This is a genomic window from Nonomuraea sp. K271 (genome assembly GCF_009908215.1).
GTDB classification, from domain to species: domain Bacteria; phylum Actinomycetota; class Actinomycetes; order Streptosporangiales; family Streptosporangiaceae; genus Nonomuraea; species Nonomuraea longispora.
The window spans coordinates 13,176-36,458 of record NZ_JAAAHR010000089.1 but is presented as its reverse complement, the minus strand read 5'-3'; the positions used below and the strand labels follow the sequence as shown (position 1 = coordinate 36,458).

Here is a 23,283-nt window from a genome sequence, read left to right as displayed (position 1 = left end):
ACCCCGGACTGAGCCCCACCCGGCGCTCGCGCCCGCGCACCTCCCGGCGCAGCGTCCCCAGAACGGCCCCCGCCGCCGACTCGCCCGGCCGGCGCGCCCGCACGATGTCGGCGAGGCGCTGCGGCGACGCCTCGTCCGGCGGCAGGACCAGGTCCTCCTTGGAGTCGAAGTAGTTGTAGACGGTGTTGACCGACACCTCGGCGGCCACGGCGACCTCGGCGATCGTCACGCTGTCGAAGCCGCGCTCCACGAACAGGCCGAGGGCCACCTCGCTGATGTGCTGCCTGGTGAGCCGCTTCTTCCGCTCCCGTAGCCCTTCTCCCATACTGAAGGAATGTACTGCAAGTTTGCAGTCGACTGCAAAGGTATAGACCGTCACCCTCGGGGCAGGATGCCCCGCTGGAAGGCGGCGGCCACCGCCGACGCCCGGTCGGTGACGCCGAGCTTGGCGTAGATGTGCAGCAGGTGCGTCTTGACCGTGGCCTCACTGATGAACAGGCGGGCCGCCGCCTCCCGGTTGGTGGTGCCCTGCGCGATCAGGTCGAGGATCTCCAGTTCCCGCCCGCTCAGCGGGGCGGCGGGGGCGCGGACCTGGCCGAGCAGGCGGGTGGCCACCGACGGGGAGAGCGCCGCCTCGCCGCGCGCCGCCGCGGCGACCGCGCGCGCCAGCTCCTCCCGAAGCGCGTCCTTCAGCAGGTAGCCGGTCGCGCCCGCCTCGATCGCGGGCAGCACGTCGCTGTCGGTGTCGTACGTGGTCAGCACCAGCACCCGCGCCTTGAGACCCAGCCGGGCCAGCTCCCTGATGGCCGTCACCCCGTCCATCCTCGGCATGCGCAGGTCCATGAGGATCACGTCGGGATCGAGCGCCCGCGCCAGGTCGACCGCCTGGGCGCCGTCGCCGGCCTCGGCGACCACCTCGAACCCGGGATCGCCGGCGAACATGCCGCGGATGCCGTCGCGGACGATGGGGTGGTCGTCGGCTATCAGCAGCCGGACAGGGGCCTCAGGCACTCCGGGACTCCTCAGGGGTGGTGGCGAGCGCGGTGATGGCGGGTACGGTGGCGGAGACGGCGGTGCCGGCCCCGGGCTCGGACTCGATCTCGAAGGCGCCCGCCAGGCAGCCCACCCGCTCGCGCATCGACGCCAGGCCGAAGCCGCCGCCGGCGAGCGCGCGCGCCTGGTCGAAGCCCGCGCCGTCGTCGCGGACGTCCAGGCTGACCACGTCCTCCATGTAGGACAGTGTGAGCCAGGCCCGCGTCGCCCCGGCGTGCTTGGCGATGTTGGCCAGCGCTTCCTGGGCGACACGGAGCAGCGTCGCCTCGACCTCCGGGTTCAGCGGACGTGCCGTGCCGGTCGTGGACACCTCCACGCGCACGGCGTTCAGCTCCGACCACCGGGCGGCGATCTCCGCGAGCGCCGCCGGCAGCGGGGCGCAGGCCAGAGGGCCCGGCTGGACGGCGTGCACGGACCTGCGGGCCTCGGTCAGGCTCTCTCGGGCCAGCCCCATCGCGTGGTCGAGGTGCCGGCGCCACGCCCGCGCGTCGGCCTCGGTCTGCACGGCCGCCTGCAGTTGCGTGATGATGCCGGCCAGCCCCTGGGCGAGCGTGTCGTGGATCTCCCTGGCCATGCGCTGGCGCTCGTCGAGCACGCCGGCCTCGCGGGCCTGCAGAAGGAGCTGGGCGTGCAGGCCGGCGTTCTCCCGCATCGCCTCCTCCAGCCGCGTCACCATACGTTCGCGTTCGGCGCTGCGCTCGGCCGTGACCTCGCCGACGAAGCTGAACAGGCTGACGCCCGCCACGATCGCGGCGGTGAACACCACGTGGGTGGCGATCGCGGGCAGGGTGGGCTCGGGCAGCCCTCCGCTGAAGGCCGTGATCGAGATGACCGCCGTGGCCGCCACCCCGGCGAACTTCCATTTCCCCTTCAGCAGGTGCCAGGAGTGGAGGTAGCCGGTGAAGGCGAAGAAACTGCCGAACCACAATCCACGCGAGCAGAGCATCGCGATGAGGATCACCAGGCCCGTTACATAGACGACCGGATGGCGCCTGGGCATGAGCCAGACCCACGCCGCGGCGAGCACGGAGAGGCCGAGCGTGACGAGATGGTACGTTCCCGGCCGGTCGTCGGTCAGCAACGACAGCGCCATGGAGACGGCCAGCAGGACGTACGGGACGGTGGTGAGCAGCCGTTGCAGCAGCCGCTCCCACTGGTCCAGACGGGAGACGTCCTCTGTCGTCATCGCTCACTCCCAGCGGAAGAACCTGGCCGCGGCAAGACCGACGATCACCGCGTACGCGGCCATGACGCCCAGCAACAGCAGGTCCGGCGTCAGCCCCGCCCAGACGTCATGAAGGGCCTGCCGGAACGCGCCCATGGGGGTGAACGCGCCGATGCGTGCCAGGATATCCGGCATCTGGTCCGCCGGCTGCGTGAGCCCGGCGAGGTAGGCCAGCGGGAAGTACAGCAGCACGCCCACCCCGTTGGCGGTGCGCCCGTTCGCCGCCAACGCCGCGATCAGCAGGCCGACGGCGAACATCGCGGCCGTGCCGAGGAGGAACACCACGGCGACCCAGAGCGCCTGGGAGGGCACGTGCGCGCCCAGGACGGTGCCCGCGACCGCGGTCAGCAGCGCGCAGGCGGTCAGCGCCAGCACGAACTGCAGGATGAGCTGCACCGCCAGCATGCTCCCCGGGCGTACCGGGGTGGTGGACAGCCGGCGCAGGATGCCGCGTTCGCGGTAGGTGGCCAACGTGGTCGGCAGCTGGTACAGGCCGACCAGCCCGACGGCGATCACCAGCGTGATCGGCAGGAACACCGTGTCGCCGGGTGGGATCGAGCTGCCGAAGACGAAGAGGATGAACAGCGGGATGAGCACCGTGAAGATCGAGCCGGGCTCGCGGGCCAGCAGCTTGAGCTCGACGGTGGTGAGCTTGGCGATGACGGTCATGGGTCTTCCTCACGGGTGGAACGAACGACCGGTCAGGGCGGTGAACGCGTCGTCGAGCGTGCGCTTGTCAATGCGCAGGTTCGCGACGGGGATGAGGTTGCGGGCCAGGGCCGAGGTGACGGCCGTGGCGAAGTCTCCCCGGCCCGTCACGCTCACCCGGTCGCCGTCACGCGTCACACCCGAGACGCCGGGAAGGCCGCTCAGCAGGGCGACCGGGTCGTCGGCGGCGCCGGCCATCAGCGTGAACCGCACCTGATGCTCGGCGTCGACCTCGTCGATCAGCTCCGCCGGGCTGCCGGTCGCGACGATGCCGCCCCGGTCGAAGACCGCGACGCGGTCGCAGAGCTCCTCCACCTCGTCCATGAAGTGGCTGACCAGGACGACGGTGACGCCCGAGGCCCGCACCTGCTTGATCAGCTCCCAGGTGGCCCGGCGGGCCTGCGGGTCGAGCCCGCTGGTGAGCTCGTCGAGGAAGGCCACCTTCGGATTGCCCACCAGGGCCAGGGCGATGAACAGCCGCTGCTTCTGGCCGCCCGACAGCTTGCCGAAACGAGCGTCGCGCTTGTCGCCCAGCCCCCACTGCTCCAGCAGCTTGCGCCAGTCGTTCGGCTCGGCGTAGAAGGTGGCGTACAGGTCGAGCACCTCCCACACCTTGATGTTGTCGGGCAGCTCCGTGCGCTGCAGCTGCACCCCGATGCGCTCGCGCAGCGCGCGGCCGTCGCCGATCGGGTTCAGCCCGAGCACCCGGATCGTGCCGCTGTCGGGCCGCCGCAGGCCCTCCACGCACTCGACGGTGGTGGTCTTGCCGGTGCCGTTGGGGCCCAGCAGGCCGAAGATCTCGCCTTCCTCGACGGAGAAGGAGACGCCGTTCAGAACCGTCTGGCCGCCGTACCTCTTGGTGAGGCCGGCGACGTCGATGACTGCCATGCGTCCATCATGATCTCCCAGCTCAGGCCGGGGATCGACCCGCCGGCCATGATCGGCGGCCGATCGGGCTGAGCGCGCAATCAACCGATCGGTGGATGGTGCGCCCAGCCCGGATCTGATGGCGGCGCCCCCGGTCGGGCGCCGCGAGGCGGCCTCAGCTGAGCTTGTTCCAGAAGGAGCACTGGTGGTCGGCGGCGTAGCCGATGGGCCGCACGGCGTCCGGCACCAGGCCGAGGACCGGCCCCTGCCCGGTGAAGCGGGACCAGCGCGGCGAGCCCTTCCCGTTGGGGTCTCCGGTGCGGGCGAAGGCGGTCCAGTAGTCGACTATCTGCGCGCCGAGCCGCTGCTGCGCCGGCGTGGGGAGGATGTTGACGCCGTTCAGGTCGAACAGGGACGGCAGGTCGCTGGCGTGGGCCGCGCCCGGGGGCAGGCCGGGGACGTCGATGCCGTTGACGTTCGGCGCGTTGCGGTCACCGAACTCGTAGGCGTAGACGTCGGTGTGGCGGGCGAACAGCCGGTCGGCCTCCAGCGTGGGGCAGGCCCAGGAACGGTCGGTGTTCACCGCCGCCCAGGCCATCGCCGGCGAGTCGTAGGCGGAGAGCGGGTAGCGGGCCTGCACCTCGTCGGCCTTGTCGCCGAACGTCGTGCGCATCAGCTCGGGGTAGCGCTCGGCGGTGAACTTCTGGCCCCCCATGGCGGCGCCGCCGATGAAGGCGCGCATCTCGTCGCGGGTGCCGCCGGAGATCACCGGCACACGATGGAACGAGCCCTTGCGCAGCGCTGTGGCGGGGTTCTTGGGCAGCAACGGCGTGCCGTAGGTGATGTGGTCGCTGAAGGTGGTCATGTGCGGCAGGAAGTCGGCGACGGGACGCTTGCGCATGCAGTCGAGGGTCTCGCGGGCCGAGCCCTTGTCGCACTTCAAAGTCCGGGCGAGCGCGGCGCCGTCCTTCTTGGTCGTCGCCAGGGACGTGTACGGGGTGTGCGCGTGAGAGCTGGGGAACAACCCTCCCTTCGGCCAGTCGATGAGGCACGAGCCGGAGGAGACGATCGCCTTGTCGAACAGGCCGGCCGAGGCAGGCGTGGTCAGCAGGCCGCACGTGCTCATGCCGCCCGCGGACTGGCCGAAGACGGTGACATTACCCGGGTCGCCGCCCAGCGCGGCGGCGTTACGGCGCGTCCAGCGCAGCGCGGCGATCTGGTCCGCCAGCCCGTACGTGCCCGAGCCGGTCAGTTCCTCGTGCCCGAAGTAGCCGAGCACGCCGAGCCGGTAGTTCACCGTCACGACCATCACATTGCCCTGGGTGGCCAGGCGCTGGGCGTCGTACTGGCTGCCGGCGCCGCTGGTGAACCCGCCGCCGTGGATCCAGACCATCACCGGGAGCGGCTTGCCGCCGGAGTTGCGCGGCATGGTGACGTTGACGTACAGGCAGTCCTCGTCGGTCAGCGGCACACCGGGCATCTTGGCCTGGGGGCACGCGGCGCCGGGCTTGGTGGCGTCGGCGACGCCGCTCCACGGCCGCACGGCCTTGGGAAGGGCCCAGCGCAGGCGGCCGACCGGCGGCTCGGCGTAGCGGATGCCGGAGAAGGTCCGGACCGCGCCCTTGTCGACGCCACGAACGCGCCCGGACTGCAGGCGGACGACCGGCGAGCCGGTCGCCTGGGCCGACACCGCCGGCTTCGGGTCGGGAGCGGGCGGGCCGGTGGTCTGTGTGGGGGCCGCCGCACCCAGCGTGAGCAGGAACGCGGCGGGGCACACCAGGCGGTGCAGGACTTTCATGAAGGATGTCTCCCTGTCAATGGTGGGTGTGTGTCAGGTGTCCGCGCGGGTGGCCCGCTCGAACAGCGACACCAGTTCGAGGGCGTAGGCCCGCAGATCCAGGGCGGCGTCGCCGGCCAGCAGGAAGTTCGGCCCCTCGACGGAACGCTGAAGGCTGGTCGCCATCACCTGGACGTCGAATTCGCGGAACTCGCCGGTCTGCTGCCCCCAGTGGAGGATCTGCTCCACTGGGGAGAGCGCGGCGCGCTCCTTGGGCTCGCCGTAGTCGATGCCGCCGTTGATGAAGATGTCGAGCAGCGCCTTCATCTCCACCCGATGAGCTCCGGAGAACTCGACGTTCCCCTCGATGTACGCGCGAAGCGCCTCCGTCGCCGTCGGCTGGCCTTCCAGCCGCTCGGTCATGAACGCGGTGATCTCGCCGTAGATCTGGATGACCGCCTGCTTGACCAGTTCGTTCTTGCTCGCGAAGTGGTAGGAGATCAGGCCCGTGCTGGACAGGCCCGCCCGCTTGGCGATCTGGGCGAACGAGGCACGGGCGTAGCCCAGTTCGGCGATCGTCTCGATCGTGGCGGCCACGATCTGCGCCCGCCGTGCGCCTTCCGTGAACGTCCGACCGCGCTTGTCGGACGGCGACTCGTTTGCTCGCATAAGCAAACATTAGCTTACTTGAGCAAAGTCTGCGTCAGGGGCGCCGCCGCGGCGGCGATGAATCCAGTCTCGTTGCCCAACTCTTCGGCGAGCCGGTTCGCCTCGGCCGGCAACTTCTCCGGGGCGAGGTCGTCGGACGCCAGCACGGACTGCAATTGCTCCAGCAGGCGCTGGACGGACACGTGCTGGGCTCTCTGCCGCTCCAGGCGCGGGCCCGAGGCGGCGACCTCGCCGCGGATCAGCGCCGGCTCCCTGCGGAAGGCGTCGTGCACCTTCTTGAGCGCCTCGACCAGTGAGCCGGCGGGCGGCCCGGCGTCGCGCTCGACGAGCGCGACCACCGGCAGGAGCCTGCCCGCCCTGTCCTGGCACCCCCCTATCAGGGGGCGGCCTCCACGGCACGCGCGAACACGCGGTCGCGTTCCTCCCTCCAGCACGACGGCCGTCGCGGGATAGGTGAAGACGCCGTCCTCGACGGTGGCCTCAGGGCTGGCGAGGAGGTTGTGGTATCAGGCCGGGTGGCGGGCGGAGCCGCCGGCCGAGGCGATGAGGAGGACGCGGTCGCCGCCGGGCAGGTGGCCGAGCGGCGTCGTACGCCGTGCGCCCGTGTTCGTGGCTTTGCAGGCTTTCCTCCGCACCGGCGGAACTGCGCCGGGTCCGCCTCGGCCCCCATCCTGTCGAGGCGGACCGTGCGCGAGGACGGAGTCGAACCGCCACAGCATAAGCGCCCGGTTTACAGCCGGGTGGGCTCTCCGATGCCCAGCTCACGCGTGAGGAGAAAATCGTGGTCGGCCCGGCAGGAATCGAACCCGCGACGCCCGGTGCGTAAGACCGGCGCTCTGACCGTCTGAGCTACAGGCCGTCGTATGGACCGCGTGGCCCCAGCAGGATTCGAACCTGCAACAGACCCGGCTTCGTAGGCCGGCGCTCTCTCCATTGAGCTATAGGGCCGAGAAAATGGTGGTGCGCACCCCGTACCGGATTTGAACCGGTGTTCTCCCGGGTGAAAGCCGGGCGTCCTGACCGCTAGACCAACGGGGCCTGCCCCCGACATTCATCGGGGTTTCGTACGTCCGGCGGGATTCGAACCCGCAACACCCGGCTCCTGAGGCCGGCGCCTCTCCCGTTGGGCTACGGACGCGTGGAGTCGTAGCGGGGACTCGGACCCCCGCACTGCGCTCATGCAATTGTCAAGAAAGTCGGACGGAACGTGGGCATGGGAAAGAGAAAAGGCCGCCCGATGGGATCCGGCGGCCTCTGGATGCGCGTGGCGAGAATCTATCCAGAAGCCTGCCCGGCCAGACCGCAGCCGAGCACCGCAAGCCGGCGACAACCGCGCCGCTCGTGCTCCAGGGCGGTGACTGCGTATCGCATGGCCGGCCTTTCCTGACGTTTTCGATCTCGACAAAGTAAACATTAACCGGCGGTCGCCGGCCGCGCCACTCATTTATTCAGACGCATCGGCGGCCGGAATGGTTTCCGCCGTGGCCGGTTGTCCCCCTCCCGGGGACGGAGGCTTTACTGGGACCATGCGGATCGGAGAGCTGGCCGCGCTGCTCGGGGTGTCGACCCGGACCGTGCGCCACTACCACCAACAGGGCGTGCTGCCGGAGCCACCGCGCCGGGCCAACGGATACCGTGACTACGGCATGCGCGACGCCGTCGCTCTGGCCCGCGTACGCCGCCTGGTCCAGCTCGGGCTGAGCCTGGACGAGGCACGCGAGGTGATCGCCGAGGACAGGTCGAGGGAGCTGACCGAGATCCTCACCGAGATCGACGCGGATCTGGCCAGGCAGGAGCGCGAGATCCGGGAGCGGCGGGCGAAGCTGGCGGACCTGCTCAGGCGGGCCGGGCCGCTGGGCCCCGACGACGTCGCCTCGCCCGACCTGCTGATGCTCCTTCGCGCGGTGAGCCTGCCCGAGTCGAAGGCGGCGGCCTGGGACCGCGAGCTGCTCATGCTCATGGACAGCGTGGCCGCCGAGCCCGGCAGAAGACGCGCCCTGGCGCAGCTGGAGTCGCTCGCCGCAGATCCGGAGGCGGCGGCCGTGGGCCACGAGTTCTACCGCAGGCTGGACGAGCTGGCCGACGCCGAGCCGGGCGACCGCAGGATCGCGCCGCTGGCCCGGGAGCTGGCCGGCTACAGCAGGGAACACCTGCTGGCAGGCTCCGGGCCGGCGACGCGCGGATGGGACCCGGCGTTGCTGGAACCGTTCCTCGACGGGCTGGCTCCGGCCCAGGCCGAGGCCGTGCGCCAGGCGGTCGAGATCATCACGACCGGGATCAGGACGGACGCCGGCACGTCCGCGACGACCGGGTAGGGCTCAGCGCGCCGGCAGGAGCCCCTCGGCGGCGAGGGCGTCGCCGACAGCCTCCCCCAGGGCCTCGACCGCGGACTTCGGGCGCACCATCACCGCGAACTCCTTGATCAGGCCGGCGTCGTCCAGGTGGATGAGGTCGACGCCGTGAATCTGCCTGCCGCGCACGGTGGTCGAGAAGACCAGGACGGTGGCCGGGGTCTCGGCGCCGTCGGCGCTGGTCTCCGCCTCGCCGTCGAGCTTGCCGACGTACCGGAAGTCCTCGAAGACGCGCAGCAGCACGCCGAACAACCCGAGGACGGCGGGTTTGCCCTCGAAGGGAGTGAACGTCACCGGACTGTTGAAGCGCACGTCGTCGGCGAACAGCGCGTCCATCGCGGTGAGGTCGCGCCGCTCGACGGCGGCGCGGAAACGGTCGGCGGCGCTCATGGCCGTTCCTCCCTAGTAACGATAGTGAATAGTCAGTTTCTTGACTATCATGGCGGCGTCCGCAGGAGAAGGGAGGCAGTCTTCATGGCGCTGCGTCACGCCGTGCTGGCGGCACTGCTGGGCGAGGAGCTCAGCGGATACCAGCTGGCCAAGGCGTTCGACCTCGGCGTGGCCAACTTCTGGCACGCCCTTCCCCAGCAGCTCTACGCCGAGCTCGCCCGTCTGGAGCGGGACGGGCTGGTCAGCGGCCGGGAGGTGGTGCAGGACACCCGGCCCAACAAGCGCCTGTTCACCGTGACCGACGCCGGCCTGGCCGAGCTCAAGCGGTTCGCGGCGACGCACAACAAACCCTCCTTCATCCGCGACGACCTGCTCGTGAAGGTCCAGGCCGCCGACCACATCGCCTCCGACGGGCTGATCGCGCAGCTCACGGAGCGGGCCGCGTTCGCCGACGCCAAGATCGAGCTGCTCGGCGGCCTGCTGCGCAAGCTGCGCGGCGACATGAGCGAGGAGGAGTTCCTGCGCCACGGCGAACGCGTCGGCCCTTACCTGACATGCCTGCGCGGCATCGCGTTCGAGCAGGGCAACCGAGACTGGTGCCGCCGGAGCGCGGCGATCCTGGAGCAGAGGCGGACAGCACATGCGCGGGTGTGACCATCGGCGTTACGTCGCCCTGGGCGACAGCCAGACCGAAGGAATGGGCGACGGCGACGACGTCAACGGCCTGCGCGGATGGGCCGACCGGCTCGCCGAGCGGCTCGCGGCCGCAAACCCCGGCCTGCGCTACGCCAACCTGGCCGTGCGCGGACGCGTGGCCGCGCAGGTCCACGCCGAACAGCTCGGACCGGCACTCGCCCTGCGTCCCGACCTGGCGACCGTCGTCGCCGGGGTCAACGACCTGCTGCGGCCCCGGTTCGACGCCGACGAGGTGGGCGGCCACCTGGAGGCGATGTTCGCCGCGCTCACCGCCCAGGGCGCACGCGTGGCCACCCTCACCTTTCCCGACCTGGCGCGGATCACCCCGCTCGCCCGCCCGTTCGGCCCGCGCGCCGCCGCGCTCAACCAGCGAATCCGAGCCGCGGCCCGCCGCCACGGGGTCGTCGTCGCCGAGACCGCCCACCACCCCGTCGTCACGGACGCCCGGTTGTGGAGCCCCGACCGGCTGCACGCCGGCCCGCTCGGGCACGAACGCATCGCCGCGGCCGTCGGTAGCCAGCGGCGCTGACCTTGGAAAAGGGCATTGTCCGCGTTCCCGGCACCGGACTACGGTGGCGGGATGGATCTTTTCTCGCGCACTTGGACGGCGTTGCGCACGGCGGTCGCTCATCTGCCCGACGAGGACTTCGCGCGGCCGTCCGGCTGCGCCGGCTGGCTCGTGCGAGACCTGGCGTGCCACCTGGTCATCGACGCTCAGGACGTCCTGATCACGCTCGTGACGCCCGCGGAGAAGGAGCCGACCTGCGACGCGGTGACCTACTGGAAGGTCGGCTCGACGCCGCCGACCGGCGACGACCCGCTCGACGCACTGATCGTCCGGCTGGCGGCCGCGTACGAGGAGCCGCGACTGCTCCGGTTCCACCTCGACGACGTCGGCTCCGCCGCCGGCCGTGCGGCCGAACTCGCCGACCCCACCCAGCGGGTCGCCACCCAGGACATGGTGCTTACCGCGGGCGACTACCTGTCCGCGTACGTGCTGGAGTGGACGCTGCATCACCTCGACCTGATCGCGCACCTGCCGGACGCGGAGCAACCGCCCGCCGAAGGGCTCGCCCGCTCGCGCGAGATGCTGGAGCAGCTCGCCGGGGCGGCCTTCCCCGCGTCGTTGTCCGACAGGGACGCGCTGCTGGTCGGGACCGGACGGCGGGCCCCGACCGACGCGGAGAAGGCCGAACTGGGCGGCCTGGCAGGGAGGCTCCCGTTCGTCATCGGATGACCGCTCACCCTCGCTTCGGGGTGTAGGTGAGGCCCAGGACGCCGTTGTCCAGCCGGGTGACGTCGGCGAGCTGGAGATGGGTGGGGTCGATTCCGTCGTACAGGCGCCCGCCGCTGCCCGCGATCACCGGGAACAACCAGAACAGGTATTCGTCGACCAGCCCGTGCCGGAGCAGGGTGCGGCTGAACGTGCCGCCCGTGCCGACCTTCAGGATGTCGCCGCCGGGCTGCTCCTTCAGCCGGGCGACCTCCTGGACGACGTCTCCCTCGATGAGGGTGGCGTTCCAGGTGGTCTCCTTGAGCGCGGTCGAGGCGACGTACTTCGGGATGGTGTTCATCCGCACCGCGTAGTCGCCGAACTCCGCCTCCAGTTGCGGCCAGACCTGAGCGTGCGACTCGTAACTGAGCCGCCCGTACAGCAGGGCGTCGACGGAGAAGAGCAGGTCGCGGGAGCGCTCCTCGAACTCCCCCGCCCAGTACGTGCCCAGCCAGTTCTGCGGGGTGCTGATCTGGCCGTCCAGCGTCACCACACCCTGCTCGATGATCTTCCGCATGGTCGTTCCTCTCCTTGACGCGATTCGCTGTCTCACTGACGCGTCGACCGGGACAGCCCGAAATTGACAAGGGGAGGAAGGCTATTTCTGGAAGAACACGGCGCGGTCGGGTTCGGGCAGCCACTGACGCCGCGGATCGTACGGGCGGAAGCCGGCGCGTACGCATTCGACGAGCGCGGCCAGCAGCGGATGCTGGTTCTGCCGGTGGAGGAGCAGCGAGCACGGATAGACGGGGACGGGGTTGACGACCGGGAGCTGGACGGTGCGCGGGTGCCAGGGCAGCCGGCACGCCAGGCCCACGAAGCCGATGCGTCCCCCGGAGGCGATCTCCTCCACGAAATACTCCCAGCCGAAGTCCGGCCCGCTGTCGTCGATGAGGATGCCGAACGCGGCGCCCAGCAGGCGGTAATAGCCGGCCCACTCGCTGCCGGGGACGTTGCCGGGCATCCACACGGTCGAGCCGGCCAGCTGTTCGACCTCCACCTCCCGAAGGCCGGCCAGCGGATGGCCACGGCCGACCAGCACGTGCACGGGCTCCAGGTAGGCCGGCACGTGCCGCAGGTTCTCCTCCACAGGCCCGCCAACGCGGGCGAAGGCGGCGTCGATGGCTCCGCGGGCGAGGGCGTCGCGTGCCGACCTCAGGCCGTTGGAGGTGATGATCTCGATGTCGGCCCGCTCGGTGGCCTGGTGGAACGCCCTGACCAGGTCGACCGAGGCCGACAGCCGCGTGTCGAGCACGTCGATCCGCAGCGCGCGGCGCCGGCCGCGCAGCGCCTCCACCGCCTGGTCGGCCAGCCCGACGAGGGCGCGCGCGTGCGGGAGGAACGCCCTGCCGTCCTCGGTGAGCGCGGCCCCGCTGCGCGAGCGGTAGAGCAGGGTCAGGCCGAGGCCCGACTCCAGCCGCGCGATCCGCTTGGAGATCGCCTGCTGGCTGATGCCGAGCCCGGCGGCGGCCTCGCTGAAGGAGCGGTCTTCGGCGATGGCGACGAAGGCGCGCACGGCGCCAAGGTCCAGCTCCTGTGTCGTCTGGTTCACAACCGATGGTTGTTGCAAATCGGCGTGTCGATTGTTGGACAAGCCAGCCTGCCCTCGGGTCGAATGCTCGGATCGCGTACGAGCCTACAACCGCAAGGAGTTTTGGCCGGTGGAGTCCTTCGTTCATTTGCACGTGCACACCGAGTACAGCATGCTCGACGGGGCCGCCAAGGTCGGCCTGCTCATGGACGAGGTGTCGCGGCAGGGCATGCCCGCCGTGGCCATGAGCGACCACGGCAACGTGCACGGCGCGTACGAGTTCTACCATGCGGCGCGCAAGGCGGGCGTCAAGCCGATCATCGGCATCGAGGCCTACGTCGCCCCAGCGTCACGGCGCCACCGGAAACCGGTGTTCTACAGCGACAACCTCGCCCTGCGCAGATCGAACGACGACACCGGCGAGGGCGGCGACGTCTCGGGACGCGGCCTGTACACGCACATGACCATGTGGGCGGCCGGCGCGCTGGGGTTGCGGAACCTGTTCCGGCTGCAGTCGCGGGCCTGGCTCGAAGGACACGTCCAGAAATATCCGCGTATGGATGATGAACTGTTCGCCGAGCACGGCCAGGGCATCATCGCCACCACCGGCTGCCCGTCCGGCGAGGTGCAGACCCGCCTGCGCCTCGGCCAGTACGACCAGGCCGTCGAGGCCGCCGCCCGCTACCGGGACGTCTTCGGCAAGGACAACTACTTCCTGGAGCTCATGGACCACGGCCTGGCCATCGAACGCCGGGTCCGCGAGGACCTGCTCAGGCTCGGCCGCACGCTCGGCCTGCCGCCACTGGCCACCAACGACTCCCACTACGTGACCGAGAGCCAGGCCCAGGCGCACGACGCGCTGCTGTGCATCGGCACCGGCAAACGGCTCGCCGACGCCGACCGCTTCCGCTTCAGCGGAAGCGGCTACTACGTCAAGACCGCCGAGGAAATGCGGGCGCTGTGGGACGCCGAGGTGCCCGGCGCGTGCGACAACACGCTGCTGATCGCCGAGCGGATCGGCGACTACGGCGAGGTGTTCGCCCACCGCGACCTGACGCCGCGCTTCCCCGTGCCCGAAGGCGAGAGCGAGTCGAGCTGGCTGCGCAGGGAAGCTCTGGACGGCGCGCGGCGCCGCTACCGCGGCGATCCGCCCCAGGAGGTGCTGGAGCGCATCGACTACGAGCTGTCCGTCATCGACACCATGGGCTTCCCCGGCTACTTCCTGGTGGTCGCCGACATCTGCCGCTTCGCCCGCGACAACGGCATCGGCCTCGGCCCCGGCCGCGGCTCGGCCACCGGGTCCATGGTCGCGTACTGCACGGGCATCACCGAGCTCGACCCCATCGAGCACAAGCTGATCTTCGAACGGTTCCTCAACCCCGAACGCGTCACCATGCCCGACGTCGACCTCGACTTCGACGACCGGCGGCGCGACGAGATGATCGACTACGTCACCCGCAAGTACGGCGAGGACCACGTCTGCCAGATCGTCACGTTCGGCACCATCAAGGCCAAGGCCGCCGTCAAGGACTCCTGTCGTGTCCTGGGCCTGCCGTACGCTCTCGGCGACCGCATCACCAAGGCGTTCCCGGCGGCCAACGGCGGCAAGGAGATCCCGCTCGCCGCCATCCACGACGACCGCCACCCCCGCCACGGCGAGGCCGCCGAGCTGCGCCAGATGTACGAGCAGGACCTCGACGTCAAGCGGATCATCGACACCGCCACCGGCGTGGAGAACCTCACCAGGGGCACCGGCGTCCACGCCGCCGGCGTGATCCTCTCGTCCGAGCCGCTGATCGACGTGGTGCCGCTGGTCAAGCCGAAGGCCGACGGCCCCGTCATCACCGGGTTCCCGTTCACGCAGGCCGAGGACATGGGTTTGCTGAAGATGGACTTCCTGGGCCTGCGCAACCTCACCGTCATCGGCGACGCCATCGCGAACGTACGCGCCAACAAGGGCATCGACATCGACATCCACGACGTGCCGCTCGACGACCCCACGACGTACGAGCTGCTGGCCCGCGGCGACACGCTCGGGGTGTTCCAGCTCGACTCCGGCGGCATGCGGGTCCTGCTGCGGCTGATGCAGCCCACCACGTTCACCGACATCGCGGCCGTGAACGCGCTCTACCGGCCCGGCCCCATGGAGATGAACGCGCACACCAACTACGCGCTGCGCAAGACCGGCAAGCAGCGGGTCGAGCCCATTCACCCCGAGCTGGAGGAGGCGCTCGAACCCATCCTCGGTGACACCTACCACCTGGTCGTCTTCCAGGAGCAGGTCATGGCGATCGCCCAGCAGCTGGCCGGGTACTCGCTCGGCGGCGCCGACATGCTGCGCAGGGCCATGGGCAAGAAGAAGAAGGAGGTGCTGGACGCCGAGTGGGACAGGTTCTCGGCCGGCATGCGCGGCCGGGGCTTCTCCAGCGAGGCGATCAAGGCGGTCTGGGACGTCCTGGTGCCCTTCAGCGGCTACGGCTTCAACAAGTCGCACACCGCCGGCTACGGCCTCGTCTCCTACTGGACCGCCTACCTCAAGGCCAACCACCCCTCCGAATACCTGGCCGCGCTGCTCACCTCCGTCGGCGACGACAAGGACAAGATGGCCGTCTACCTGTCCGACTGCCGCCGGCTCGGCATCAAGGTGCTGCCCCCCGACGTCAACGAGAGCCGCCTCGACTTCGCCGCGGTCGGCTCCGACATCCGTTTCGGTCTGGGCGCGGTCCGCAATGTCGGATCCAACGTGGTGGACGCGATCGTCACCGCCCGCGCCGCCAAGGGCCGCTACACCGACTTCGACGACTTCCTCGCCAAGGTGCCGACCGTCGTCTGCAACAAGCGCGTCATCGAGTCGCTGGCCAAGAGCGGCGCGTTCGACAGCCTCGGGCACGACCGGGCGGCCCTCGTCGCGGTACACGAGCCGGCCATCGACGCGGTCATCGACCTCAAACGCAACGAGGCGCAGGGCCAGGACTCCCTGTTCGGCGAGCCGAACCGGACCGGCGCGTTCTCGGTCGCGATCCCCGACGGCGAGTGGGACAAGGCCACCCTGCTCGCTTTCGAACGCGAGATGCTCGGCCTGTACGTGTCGAGCCACCCCCTCGACGGCACGGAGCGGGTCCTCGACGCCCACCGTGACGTCACGATCGCCGGCCTGCTCGCCTCCGAGCGGCAGGAAGGCGTGACCCGCGTCAGCGGCATCATCTCGGGCCTGCAGCGCAAGGTCACCAAACAGGGCAACCCGTGGGCGATCGTCACCCTCGAGGACCACGACGCCTCCGTGGAGTGCCTGATCTTCCCCAAGACGTACACGCTCTACGGCGAACTGCTGGCCGAGGACCGCGTGATCTCCGTCAGGGGCCGCATCAACGTGCGCGACGAGACGATGAGCGTCTACGGCGAGGAGATCACCCTGCTCGACGTCTCCGCCGCCGACACCGCCTCACCCGTGGTCATCTCGATCCAGGAGACGCGGCTGACCCCGCGGCTGGTGCAGGAGTTCAAGCACATCCTGACCGCCCATCCGGGGCGGGCGCCCGTACACGTGCGCCTGCACCGCCAGGGCCGCAAGGACCTGCTGCTCGACCTCGTACCCTTCCGCGTCGCCGCGGAGCCGGCGTTCTACGGAGACGTCAAGGCGCTGCTGGGGGCCGGCTCGATCGGTACGGCATGAGCCCGATGAGCCCGATGAGCCCGGCCTGCCCGCGCTGCCGCACCGGCGACGTGCCGGCCGTGGTCCGCGTCCCGCACGGCTGGACGAACGCCTCGGGGCGGCCGGTCAGGGGCGTCGGCGAGGTCACCGGCGCCAACCGGCGTCGGATACCGGTGGCCCGACCCGTCGTCAGCCTGACCTGCACCACTCACTGAACACCTCCGGCACGGCCCGCGTATCTCCTCATGACGTGGCGATCGTGAGGAGGCGTGCGCAGTGGCCGTTCCAGCAGGGACCAGGCGAACCGCGACGGCCGTCGCGCTGGCGGCGGCCACGCTGCTCGGCGTCCCCGGCACGGCCGCCGCCGATCCGTCTCCCGCCAAGGCCAGGGCCAGGCTGGTGAAGCTCAACGAGCAGGCCGACCAGATGGTCGAGCGGTACAACCAGGCCGCGGAGGCCCATAAGAAGGCGAAGAAGACGTACGACGCCCTCAACGCCGAAGTCGGGCGCAGGAAGGCCCGAGCCGATGCCCTGCGCGGAGACCTTGCCGCGCTGGCCGCCCGCGACTACCGGCTCGGCTCCTTCCCCGCCTGGAGCGGGCTGACCGGCCGTAGCGACCCCGAGGCGGTGCTCGGCTCCATGGCCTCCCTCGACCAGATCGCTCAGGCGGAGGCCTCGAAGGTGCGCGCCTTCGAGGCCGCGACCAAGGACCTGCGCGACCGGCGCGACCGGGCCAGAACCGTCCTGCGCGAGGCTGACGCGGCACGCGACAAGGTACGTGGAGAGAAGGCCAAGGTCGACAAGCTGGTCGAGCAACAGACCAAGCTCCTGCGCCGGCTGGGCCGCTTCAACAAGGGCAACCCGGCCAGCCCCGGCATCCCGTACACGGGGGCGGCGTCGGGCAACGCCCGCGCTGCGCTCACGTTCGCCTTCGCCCAGGTGGGCAAGCCGTACCGGTACGGTGGCACGGGCCCGGGTTCCTTCGACTGCTCCGGCCTCGTCCAGGCCGCCTGGCGCGCGGCGGGGGTCGAGCTGCCGCGCACCACCTGGAGCCAGTGGAGCTGGGGCGCCGCCCGCCGCGTGCCCCTTGACGACGTGGAGCCCGGCGACCTGCTCTTCAGCAAGGGGCTTGGCCACATGGGGATGTACGCGGGCGACGGGAAGATGGTGCACGCGCCGCAGACCGGGGACGTGATCAAAGTGGTCGCCCTCGACGACTACTGGCGCGGCCGCCTGGCCGGCGCGGTCCGCCCCTGACGGCTCAAGCACGGACGTAGCGGTCGAGCACAGTGCGCGCGACTGCGCGGATCGCCGGGCCGGGATCGTCGGGCACGCCAGTGGTCAGCGCCGTGAACAGGATGCCGAGAACGCTCGTCTCCAGCAGCATCGCGTCCTGTTCCGTGAGGGCGATGCCGGCGGCGCGGCACTGGCGCACGATGAGGTCGCACCGCTCGCGCAGGGCATCGGCCAGCATGCTCCGCAGGGCGGGGTTTCTGGTGCTCTCCAGGTGCAGCTCGAACAGCGCCAGCGGCTCGCCGCGCTCGTCGGCCACCATCAGGGTGAGCACCTTCACCAGCGTCTCTTCCAGGCGGGCGGGGTCGAGCGGGCGCACCACGTGGGCGTCGACCCGTTCGGACAGGCGCCGGCCGATCCGCTGAATGATGGCGTCCATCAGGGCGTCGCGGGTGCGGAAGTAACGCGAGGCGGTGCCGTCGGGGGCGCCTGCGGCGGCGTCGACGGCTCGGTGGGTGAGGCCGCGGGAGCCCTTCTCCGCGAGCACCGCGATGGCGGCGCCGACGAGGTGCTCGCGGCGCTGAGGGTTAGGGCGTGGCACGGTCGGGTCGCTCTCCCCGGTCGGTGTGGTCTGTCGTGTGGTGCGCTGTGTGCTCGGCTGGGCCGCACCATTTCACCAGAGCCTGCCGGATGCCGTCGCGATCTCCGGCCCAGGCCACGTATCCGTCGGGACGGATCAGCGACGCCTCCGGCCGCAGGCGACCGAGCGGGCGCACTGACCTGACCCGGCCCGCCCACGGCCGCCCGGCGGTGGTGTCACCAGAGGCCAGCAGGACGAACCGGCCCTCCCGGAGGACTTCGTAGAGCCGGCCGCCGGTGGTGGGCCCGTCGGGCGCGCGCCGCCCGGCGAGCGGGTGGGCGTGCGCGTCGCCGGGAGGGTAGGCGATCTCCAGCCCGGACATCAGCCCGAGTACGCGGCGGCGGCCGGGGCCGGTGCGCAGCAGGGTGGCCATGACGTGCCGGTTCACCCGCAGCCGCAGCCGCGAGCCGGTCAGGACCAGCCGGGTGAGATGGTCGGTCAGCGCCAGCACGGCGGCGCCCACCGGATGCCGCTCGGCGTGGTAGCTGTCGAGCAGCCACGGCGGGGCCCATCCGCGCAGGTCGGCGGCGAGCTTCCAGCCGAGGTTGACGGCGTCCTGGACGCCGGTGTTCATGCCCTGGCCGCCGATGGGGGAGTTCACGTGCGCGGCGTCGCCGGCCAGGAACACCCGTCCCGACCGGTAGCTGCGGGCCTGGCGGCGCTCGGCGGCGAAGCGGGAGAACCAGCGCGGCTCGCTCATCCGGTAGTCGGTGCCGGCGATGTCCTTGAACGCGCGGCGGATCTGCCCGAAGGCCGGCTCCCGGTCCGGATCGTCCCCGTCGAGCAGCCACGCGCCGACCCGGAACCAGCCGTCGCCGAACGGGATGGCCACGACCGCGCCCGCCGTGCCGACCTGGGTGATGGGCGGCAGCTCCGGCCCAGGGATGCGGACGTCGGCCAGCAGCATGGGCAGGCTGTAGGTTTCGCCCGCGAAGCCCACGTCCAGCAGTTCGCGGACGGTGCTGTGGGCGCCGTCGGCGCCGATGACGTACCTGGCCGAGAGCTCGGCGCCGTCCCGCAGCGTGAGCCGTACGGAGTCGGCGTCCTGGGAGAGGCCGACGACCTCGGCGTTCCTGATGATCTCCACGCCGAGCTCGGCGGCGCGCTCGCGCAGCACCTCCTCCGTGCCGCTCTGCGGCACGATCAGCAACATCGGGTAGCGCGTGTCGAGCCGCTCGAAGTCGACGCGGGAGGCGTAGGCGGGATACACCGTGCCGAGCGGGTTGCCCCGCGCGACCAACCGGTCTCCCAGCCCCCGGGCGTCGAGCAGTTCCAGTGCGCGGGCGTGCAGGCCGAATGCCCGGGTGACGCCGGCCTCACCGTTCCGCTTGTCGACGATCCTGCAACGCACGCCGGCCAGAGCCAGCTCGCAGGCGACCATGAGCCCGGTCGGGCCCGCGCCCACGATGACGACGTCGTTCATGAGATTCCTCTATTCGCTACAGATGTATCGCTACATTCATAGCGTATATCGGAGGAGCGTGCGCTGCCGGTCTTTTGGCCGTACCTGTGCAGCTCTGGGCCAGATAAGGTGAATGCCGGATATCGGGAGGGGCGATGCAGTGACTCGCAGACGTGCCACGCTGGCCACCATTGCCGCCGCGGCCGGCGTGTCGGTGGCCACGGTGTCCAAGGTGCTCAACGACCGCAGCGACGTCGCACCGGCCACCCGGGCCCTGGTGCGGTCTCTGCTGCAGGAGCACGGCTACGTCCCGCCGCGGCGTGGCCGGGCCGAGCCCGGCACCGTCGAGGTGCAGGTGGACGAGCTCTGCGCGTGCTCGTCCGAGATCATCAAGGGTGTGATGGAGGCGGGCACCGCGTCAGGCGTGTGGGTCGTCATCACCAGAAGGGCCACCGGGCCCCTCGACGTGACCGCCGGACGCCGGGCGGTGATCACCCTCTTCGAGGAGCCGGCCCCGCGACAGCTCGCCGCGCTCTCACGGGCCGGCCTGCCGGTCATCGTCATCGACCCGCTCGGCCTCCCCGGCGCCTCGGTGACCAGCGTCGGCCCCACCAACTTCGCCGGCGGCCTGTCCGCCACCCAGCACCTGCTGGCCCTCGGCCACCGCCGCATCGCCTACCTCGGCGGCCCCGCCACCGCCGCCTCCAACCAGGCCCGCATGTACGGCTACCGAGCCGCCATGGAGGCCGCGGACGTGCCCGTCCTGCCCGGATACGTGGTCACGCCCGGCTACTGCTATCCCGACGGAGTGCGGGGAGGCGCCGCCCTGCTCGACCTGTCCCCCGCGCCGACGGCCGTCTTCGTCGCCTCCGACGAGGCCGCCCTCGGCGCGATCCACGCCGCCAGGGCCCGTGGCCTGCGCGTCCCCGAAGACCTCAGCGTCGTCGGCTTCGACGACACGGACGTCGCCTACATGTCCTCGCCGCGGCTGACCACCGTACGCCAGCCGCTGCGTGAGATGGGAGCCGTCGCCCTGCGCACGGCCCTGCGGCTGGCCGCCGGCGAGGAGATCGACTCCCGTCACGTCGAGCTCGCCACCGAGCTGGTCGTCCGCGAATCGAGCCTGGCCGCCTGAAAGGTTCGGGCCCGGTCACCCGGACCGCTCCGCCAACCGGTAGGACACCGTGAGACGGAATAGTACGGGAGGATGTGATGGCGGATGGGTTCGCCAAATATGTCGGGCAACGACACGAGCGGTTGTGCCGGACGGCGTACCTGCTGACCCGCGACTGGCAGGCCGCCGAGGACCTCGTGCAGACGACGCTGGTCAAGGCGTGGACCGCCTGGCGCAGGATCGAGGCCGATCCCGACCCGTACGTGTACCGGATCCTCGTCAACACGCACGCCTCCTGGTGGCGGCGGCGCTGGCGCGGTGAGGTGCCGACCGAGGCGTTGCCCGAGTACGCGGCCGGGCCGGACCTGGCGACGGGGGTCGCGGGGCGCTCGGACCTCTGGGCGGCGGTCGGCACCCTGCCGCCCCGGCAGCGCGCGGCGCTCGTTCTGCGTTACTTCGACGATCTGACGCCGCAGCAGGTGGCCGACGCGCTCGGATGCTCGGTCGGCAGCGTGAAGAAACAACTGAGCAGGGCGTTGGCGCGGCTGCGGGTGGATCCCGCGCTGCACGATCTGAAGCCGGAGGTGCTCCGATGAGCCAGTACACCGAGGACGACCTGCGTGCCGTGTTCGCCGAGAACAGCGTCCGCGAGGCAGGGTCGCCGCCCCGGCTGAACGAGATCAGGCGGCGGGGGGCCAGGACGCGCTTGCGCCGGAGGGTGGCGACGGGCGCGGCCGTGGCGGCGCTGGCGGGGGCCGCGGCGACGGTCGTGCCGCTGACCGGGGCCGTGACGGCGTGGCGGGGCGAACCGGCCACGGGCGTCACGGCGAGTTTCGCGCCGGACGTCGAACTGCCCCGGACGCTGGGGACCAGGCACGGGCCCGTGTCGCTGATCTCCGGCCAGACCTACCGGACAGTGGGTGAGCGGGTACGGATCACGTTCCGCCCCACCAGCGTGCACACCGGGATCGCGCTCCGGTGCGCGGACCCGAAGGCGTGGGTCCTCATCCGCGACGTGAAGGGCTCGTGGAACGACCTCACCCCGTGCGTACGCCTGGGTCAGGGCCTCCAGGTCCAGTACGACGAGAGCTCGGTGACACCGGACTGGCTACGGGCACCGCAGAGCTTGGAGGTCTGGGTCTTCCCCGCCGACGCGCCGATCGGATCGCCCACGTTGGCGGACAAATGTGCCCTGGCCGACCGACGGGCGGGCACGTGCGACGGTCCGTGGGACCGCGAGGCGATCGCCGCGATGCCGGAGCGGCTCGCGGCCGAGACCGGCTCCCGGCGGGGGCTCTGGTCGATCGCGATCTATGACGCGGACCCGCCCTCCGGCTCGTGAACGGCGGCGGCGCCGTCCCCGCGCAGCGCCGCCGCCGCGCGGGCGGCGGCGCGGCGGATGCCCGCATAACCGGTGCAGCGGCAGAGGTTGGAGGCGAGGATCTCGTCCATCCGCCGCTCGTCGTGGTCCAGGTCCGGCTCCTCGGCCAGCGCCCCGGCCAGCAGCATGAGGAACCCTGGCGTGCAGAACCCGCACTGCAGGGCGTGCTCGGCGGCGAACGCCTCCTGCAGCGGATGCGGCCCGTCCTCGCCCGCCAGACCCTCGACCGTACGGATGTCGGCGCCGCCGGCCTGCACGGCCAGGACCAGGCAGGACCGTACGGCGGTGCCGTCGACCAGCACGGTGCACGAGCCGCAGACCCCGTGCTCGCAGCCGAGCGTCGTCCCGGTCAGCCCGAGCCGGTCGCGCAGCGCGTCGGCGAGGCTGGTGCGCGGCTCGACGTCGAGCCGGTGGGTGCCGCCGTTGACGGTGAGCTGGACGTTCATGGTGCTCCTGCGGTCTCGACGGCTCGGGTGAGGCAACGCCGCACGAGGGTGGCCAGCGCGTGCCTGCGGTAGGCGGCCGGCGCGTGCGGCTCGTCGGGCGGGTCGGCCTCGGCGGCGGCCCGTGCCGCGGCCTGCGCGAGCAGGTCCGGCTGCGGCGGCTCCCCCGTGATGAGGCGTTCGGTCTCGACGGCGCGCAAGGGGACGTCGGCGGCGTTGGCCAGCCCGACGCGCACCCAGTCGACGCGGCCCTCGGAGACGCGCAGCATGACGAGGGCGGCGGCGAGCGCGAAGCTGCCGTGCGTGCGGCGGTGCTCGGCGAAGGCCGCGACTGCCCCGGCCGGCGGGCGCGGTAGCCGTACGCCGGTGACCAGTTCCTCCGGCAGGCAGGCGGTGGCGAACGGGCCGCGGAACCACGAGGCGGCGGGCACCGTGCGCGGGCCGGACGGGCCGTCCAGCTCGATCCCCGCGTCGAGCGCCATGGCCAGCGCGCACCACTCGGACGCCGGATGCGCCCAGGCCAGGCTGCCGGCGAAGGTGCCGCGCGCGCGGACGGGCGGATGGGCGACGTACGGCGCGACCTGGCGGAACAGGCCGGCCAGCGGGTCGTCGAAGCGGGCGCGCTCCAGCTGTGCGTGCCGGACGAGCGCGCCGACGTGCACGGAGCCGTCGTCGACCGTGATGTCCGACAGTCCCGGGATGCGGTTGACGTCGACCACGAGGGCCGGGCGCGCGGTCCGGTAGCGCAGCTCGATGAGCAGGCTCTGCCCTCCCGCGAGCACGCGGCTGTGCGGCCCGCGCTCGGCCAGCACGGCCACCGCCTCCGGCACGGAAGCGGGCGCTACGTAGTCGAATTGCGGCGGTTTCATGTCCCTCAT

The 23,283-nt window shown here is 71.3% G+C and carries 26 protein-coding genes and 5 tRNA genes; 10 read left to right on the top strand and 21 right to left on the bottom strand.

Translation table 11 applies throughout. The features are described from left to right. The 14 genes from GUY59_RS27345 to GUY59_RS27285 all read right to left on the bottom strand — a co-directional run. Positions 1 to 325, bottom strand: a 325-nt coding sequence (locus tag GUY59_RS27345; protein ID WP_161714725.1) for a TetR/AcrR family transcriptional regulator, incomplete at its 3' end; no start/stop codon positions are given. Positions 326 to 375: 50 nt separating this feature from the next. Then, entirely contained in the window at positions 376 to 1,011 is a 636-nt protein-coding gene (locus GUY59_RS27340; RefSeq protein WP_138202472.1) for a response regulator transcription factor, read from the bottom strand. Beyond that, positions 1,004 to 2,239 (bottom strand): sensor histidine kinase, encoded by a 1,236-nt coding sequence (locus GUY59_RS27335; RefSeq protein ID WP_138202473.1) that lies wholly within the window; start codon positions 2,237 to 2,239, stop codon positions 1,004 to 1,006. The genes GUY59_RS27340 and GUY59_RS27335 overlap by 8 nt, the downstream gene beginning before the upstream one ends. A 3-nt stretch (positions 2,240 to 2,242) precedes the next feature. Then, the gene (locus GUY59_RS27330; RefSeq protein ID WP_171055454.1) at positions 2,243 to 2,947 is read right to left on the bottom strand and encodes an ABC transporter permease; all 705 of its coding nucleotides are present in this window, start codon (positions 2,945 to 2,947) and stop codon (positions 2,243 to 2,245) included. 9 nt (positions 2,948 to 2,956) lie between these two features. Then, entirely contained in the window at positions 2,957 to 3,874 is a 918-nt protein-coding gene (locus tag GUY59_RS27325) for an ABC transporter ATP-binding protein (protein WP_138202474.1), read from the bottom strand. A gap of 154 nt (positions 3,875 to 4,028) precedes the next feature. Beyond that, positions 4,029 to 5,651: a carboxylesterase/lipase family protein gene (locus tag GUY59_RS27320; RefSeq protein ID WP_138202475.1), complete on the bottom strand. Its 1,623-nt coding sequence runs from the start codon at positions 5,649 to 5,651 to the stop codon at positions 4,029 to 4,031. Between the two features lie 33 nt (positions 5,652 to 5,684). After that, positions 5,685 to 6,299: a TetR family transcriptional regulator gene (locus GUY59_RS27315; RefSeq protein WP_138202476.1), complete on the bottom strand. Its 615-nt coding sequence runs from the start codon at positions 6,297 to 6,299 to the stop codon at positions 5,685 to 5,687. A 14-nt stretch (positions 6,300 to 6,313) separates the two neighbouring features. Beyond that, complete coding sequence (locus GUY59_RS49005; RefSeq protein WP_236667540.1) at positions 6,314 to 6,637, bottom strand: hypothetical protein; 324 nt, start codon at positions 6,635 to 6,637, stop codon at positions 6,314 to 6,316. Between the two features lie 168 nt (positions 6,638 to 6,805). Beyond that, positions 6,806 to 6,934, bottom strand: a complete 129-nt coding sequence (locus GUY59_RS50865) for a nitroreductase/quinone reductase family protein (RefSeq protein ID WP_330849205.1) — start codon at positions 6,932 to 6,934, stop codon at positions 6,806 to 6,808. 52 nt (positions 6,935 to 6,986) lie between these two features. After that, a tRNA-Tyr gene (locus tag GUY59_RS27305) sits at positions 6,987 to 7,066 on the bottom strand. Between the two features lie 15 nt (positions 7,067 to 7,081). After that, a tRNA-Val gene (locus GUY59_RS27300) sits at positions 7,082 to 7,158 on the bottom strand. A 14-nt stretch (positions 7,159 to 7,172) separates the two neighbouring features. After that, positions 7,173 to 7,247 (bottom strand) — tRNA-Arg (locus GUY59_RS27295). Positions 7,248 to 7,264: 17 nt separating this feature from the next. Beyond that, positions 7,265 to 7,337: transfer RNA gene (locus GUY59_RS27290), tRNA-Glu, on the bottom strand. A 27-nt stretch (positions 7,338 to 7,364) separates the two neighbouring features. Continuing rightward, positions 7,365 to 7,437 (bottom strand) — tRNA-Leu (locus tag GUY59_RS27285). A 388-nt stretch (positions 7,438 to 7,825) separates the two neighbouring features. Here GUY59_RS27285 and GUY59_RS27280 point away from each other — a divergent pair. Next, positions 7,826 to 8,614, top strand: coding sequence for a MerR family transcriptional regulator (locus GUY59_RS27280; RefSeq protein WP_138202477.1), 789 nt, complete (start codon positions 7,826 to 7,828; stop codon positions 8,612 to 8,614). 3 nt (positions 8,615 to 8,617) lie between these two features. On the opposite strand, the gene GUY59_RS27275 is transcribed toward GUY59_RS27280, so the two are convergent. Next, a complete protein-coding gene (locus GUY59_RS27275) occupies positions 8,618 to 9,040 on the bottom strand; it encodes a nuclear transport factor 2 family protein (protein WP_138202478.1) in 423 nt (140 codons plus the stop codon). 84 nt (positions 9,041 to 9,124) lie between these two features. Between GUY59_RS27275 and GUY59_RS27270 the strand changes: the two genes are divergently transcribed. From GUY59_RS27270 to GUY59_RS27260, 3 genes are read left to right on the top strand one after another with little or no spacing between them, the layout of a single operon-like run. Continuing rightward, positions 9,125 to 9,694 carry a PadR family transcriptional regulator gene (locus GUY59_RS27270; RefSeq protein ID WP_138202479.1) on the top strand — a complete coding sequence of 190 codons (570 nt, stop codon included), beginning with the start codon at positions 9,125 to 9,127 and terminating at the stop codon, positions 9,692 to 9,694. Beyond that, positions 9,681 to 10,265, top strand: coding sequence for an SGNH/GDSL hydrolase family protein (locus GUY59_RS27265; protein WP_201761389.1), 585 nt, complete (start codon positions 9,681 to 9,683; stop codon positions 10,263 to 10,265). The genes GUY59_RS27270 and GUY59_RS27265 overlap by 14 nt, the downstream gene beginning before the upstream one ends. 51 nt (positions 10,266 to 10,316) lie before the next feature. Continuing rightward, the gene (locus tag GUY59_RS27260; RefSeq protein WP_138202480.1) at positions 10,317 to 10,973 is read left to right on the top strand and encodes a maleylpyruvate isomerase N-terminal domain-containing protein; all 657 of its coding nucleotides are present in this window, start codon (positions 10,317 to 10,319) and stop codon (positions 10,971 to 10,973) included. A 4-nt stretch (positions 10,974 to 10,977) separates the two neighbouring features. On the opposite strand, the gene GUY59_RS27255 is transcribed toward GUY59_RS27260, so the two are convergent. Then, positions 10,978 to 11,526: a dihydrofolate reductase family protein gene (locus GUY59_RS27255; RefSeq protein WP_138202481.1), complete on the bottom strand. Its 549-nt coding sequence runs from the start codon at positions 11,524 to 11,526 to the stop codon at positions 10,978 to 10,980. Between the two features lie 81 nt (positions 11,527 to 11,607). Then, positions 11,608 to 12,561 carry a LysR family transcriptional regulator gene (locus GUY59_RS27250; RefSeq protein ID WP_138202482.1) on the bottom strand — a complete coding sequence of 318 codons (954 nt, stop codon included), beginning with the start codon at positions 12,559 to 12,561 and terminating at the stop codon, positions 11,608 to 11,610. Between the two features lie 109 nt (positions 12,562 to 12,670). On the opposite strand from GUY59_RS27250, the gene dnaE reads away from it, so the two are divergent. The 3 genes from dnaE to GUY59_RS27235 all read left to right on the top strand — a co-directional run bounded on the left by dnaE (position 12,671) and on the right by GUY59_RS27235 (position 17,449). After that, the gene (gene dnaE, locus GUY59_RS27245) at positions 12,671 to 16,213 is read left to right on the top strand and encodes a DNA polymerase III subunit alpha (protein ID WP_138202483.1); all 3,543 of its coding nucleotides are present in this window, start codon (positions 12,671 to 12,673) and stop codon (positions 16,211 to 16,213) included. Further along, a complete protein-coding gene (locus GUY59_RS27240; RefSeq protein ID WP_161714724.1) occupies positions 16,210 to 16,407 on the top strand; it encodes a DUF6300 family protein in 198 nt (65 codons plus the stop codon). The genes dnaE and GUY59_RS27240 overlap by 4 nt, the downstream gene beginning before the upstream one ends. 61 nt (positions 16,408 to 16,468) lie before the next feature. Beyond that, the gene (locus tag GUY59_RS27235; protein ID WP_252375034.1) at positions 16,469 to 17,449 is read left to right on the top strand and encodes a C40 family peptidase; all 981 of its coding nucleotides are present in this window, start codon (positions 16,469 to 16,471) and stop codon (positions 17,447 to 17,449) included. Positions 17,450 to 17,453: 4 nt separating this feature from the next. On the opposite strand, the gene GUY59_RS48995 is transcribed toward GUY59_RS27235, so the two are convergent. Then, on the bottom strand, positions 17,454 to 18,026 hold the full coding sequence (locus tag GUY59_RS48995; protein WP_138202485.1) for a TetR/AcrR family transcriptional regulator: 573 nt from the start codon (positions 18,024 to 18,026) through the stop codon (positions 17,454 to 17,456). Further along, a complete protein-coding gene (locus GUY59_RS27225; protein WP_138202486.1) occupies positions 18,013 to 19,488 on the bottom strand; it encodes an FAD-dependent oxidoreductase in 1,476 nt (491 codons plus the stop codon). The genes GUY59_RS48995 and GUY59_RS27225 overlap by 14 nt, the downstream gene beginning before the upstream one ends. Positions 19,489 to 19,627: 139 nt before the next feature. Between GUY59_RS27225 and GUY59_RS27220 the strand changes: the two genes are divergently transcribed. From GUY59_RS27220 to GUY59_RS27210, 3 genes are all read left to right on the top strand, one after another. Further along, positions 19,628 to 20,602 (top strand): LacI family DNA-binding transcriptional regulator, encoded by a 975-nt coding sequence (locus GUY59_RS27220; RefSeq protein WP_252375035.1) that lies wholly within the window; start codon positions 19,628 to 19,630, stop codon positions 20,600 to 20,602. Positions 20,603 to 20,679: 77 nt separating this feature from the next. Then, entirely contained in the window at positions 20,680 to 21,177 is a 498-nt protein-coding gene (locus tag GUY59_RS27215; RefSeq protein ID WP_132335451.1) for a SigE family RNA polymerase sigma factor, read from the top strand. Beyond that, positions 21,174 to 21,923: a hypothetical protein gene (locus tag GUY59_RS27210; RefSeq protein WP_138202488.1), complete on the top strand. Its 750-nt coding sequence runs from the start codon at positions 21,174 to 21,176 to the stop codon at positions 21,921 to 21,923. Before GUY59_RS27215 ends, GUY59_RS27210 begins: the two co-directional genes overlap by 4 nt. On the opposite strand, the gene GUY59_RS27205 is transcribed toward GUY59_RS27210, so the two are convergent. Beyond that, positions 21,893 to 22,408 (bottom strand): (2Fe-2S)-binding protein, encoded by a 516-nt coding sequence (locus GUY59_RS27205; RefSeq protein WP_138202489.1) that lies wholly within the window; start codon positions 22,406 to 22,408, stop codon positions 21,893 to 21,895. The two genes, GUY59_RS27210 and GUY59_RS27205, sit on opposite strands and share 31 nt — an antisense overlap. Beyond that, positions 22,405 to 23,274: an FAD binding domain-containing protein gene (locus GUY59_RS27200; RefSeq protein ID WP_161714723.1), complete on the bottom strand. Its 870-nt coding sequence runs from the start codon at positions 23,272 to 23,274 to the stop codon at positions 22,405 to 22,407. Before GUY59_RS27200 ends, GUY59_RS27205 begins: the two co-directional genes overlap by 4 nt. Positions 23,275 to 23,283 lie beyond the last annotated feature (9 nt).

Bases quoted from the DNA above. Each gene is read 5' to 3' on its own strand.
- GUY59_RS27335 (WP_138202473.1), bottom strand. From the start codon at position 2,239: ATGACGACAGAGGACGTCTCCCGTCTGGACCAGTGGGAGCGGCTGCTG.
- GUY59_RS27330 (WP_171055454.1), bottom strand. From the start codon at position 2,947: ATGACCGTCATCGCCAAGCTCACCACCGTCGAGCTCAAGCTGCTGGCC.
- GUY59_RS27325 (WP_138202474.1), bottom strand. From the start codon at position 3,874: ATGGCAGTCATCGACGTCGCCGGCCTCACCAAGAGGTACGGCGGCCAG.
- GUY59_RS27320 (WP_138202475.1), bottom strand. From the start codon at position 5,651: ATGAAAGTCCTGCACCGCCTGGTGTGCCCCGCCGCGTTCCTGCTCACG.
- GUY59_RS27315 (WP_138202476.1), bottom strand. From the start codon at position 6,299: ATGCGAGCAAACGAGTCGCCGTCCGACAAGCGCGGTCGGACGTTCACG.
- GUY59_RS27280 (WP_138202477.1), top strand. From the start codon at position 7,826: ATGCGGATCGGAGAGCTGGCCGCGCTGCTCGGGGTGTCGACCCGGACC.
- GUY59_RS27275 (WP_138202478.1), bottom strand. From the start codon at position 9,040: ATGAGCGCCGCCGACCGTTTCCGCGCCGCCGTCGAGCGGCGCGACCTC.
- GUY59_RS27270 (WP_138202479.1), top strand. From the start codon at position 9,125: ATGGCGCTGCGTCACGCCGTGCTGGCGGCACTGCTGGGCGAGGAGCTC.
- GUY59_RS27265 (WP_201761389.1), top strand. From the start codon at position 9,681: ATGCGCGGGTGTGACCATCGGCGTTACGTCGCCCTGGGCGACAGCCAG.
- GUY59_RS27260 (WP_138202480.1), top strand. From the start codon at position 10,317: ATGGATCTTTTCTCGCGCACTTGGACGGCGTTGCGCACGGCGGTCGCT.
- GUY59_RS27255 (WP_138202481.1), bottom strand. From the start codon at position 11,526: ATGCGGAAGATCATCGAGCAGGGTGTGGTGACGCTGGACGGCCAGATC.
- GUY59_RS27240 (WP_161714724.1), top strand. From the start codon at position 16,210: ATGAGCCCGATGAGCCCGATGAGCCCGGCCTGCCCGCGCTGCCGCACC.
- GUY59_RS27225 (WP_138202486.1), bottom strand. From the start codon at position 19,488: ATGAACGACGTCGTCATCGTGGGCGCGGGCCCGACCGGGCTCATGGTC.
- GUY59_RS27215 (WP_132335451.1), top strand. From the start codon at position 20,680: ATGGCGGATGGGTTCGCCAAATATGTCGGGCAACGACACGAGCGGTTG.
- GUY59_RS27210 (WP_138202488.1), top strand. From the start codon at position 21,174: ATGAGCCAGTACACCGAGGACGACCTGCGTGCCGTGTTCGCCGAGAAC.
- GUY59_RS27205 (WP_138202489.1), bottom strand. From the start codon at position 22,408: ATGAACGTCCAGCTCACCGTCAACGGCGGCACCCACCGGCTCGACGTC.
- GUY59_RS27200 (WP_161714723.1), bottom strand. From the start codon at position 23,274: ATGAAACCGCCGCAATTCGACTACGTAGCGCCCGCTTCCGTGCCGGAG.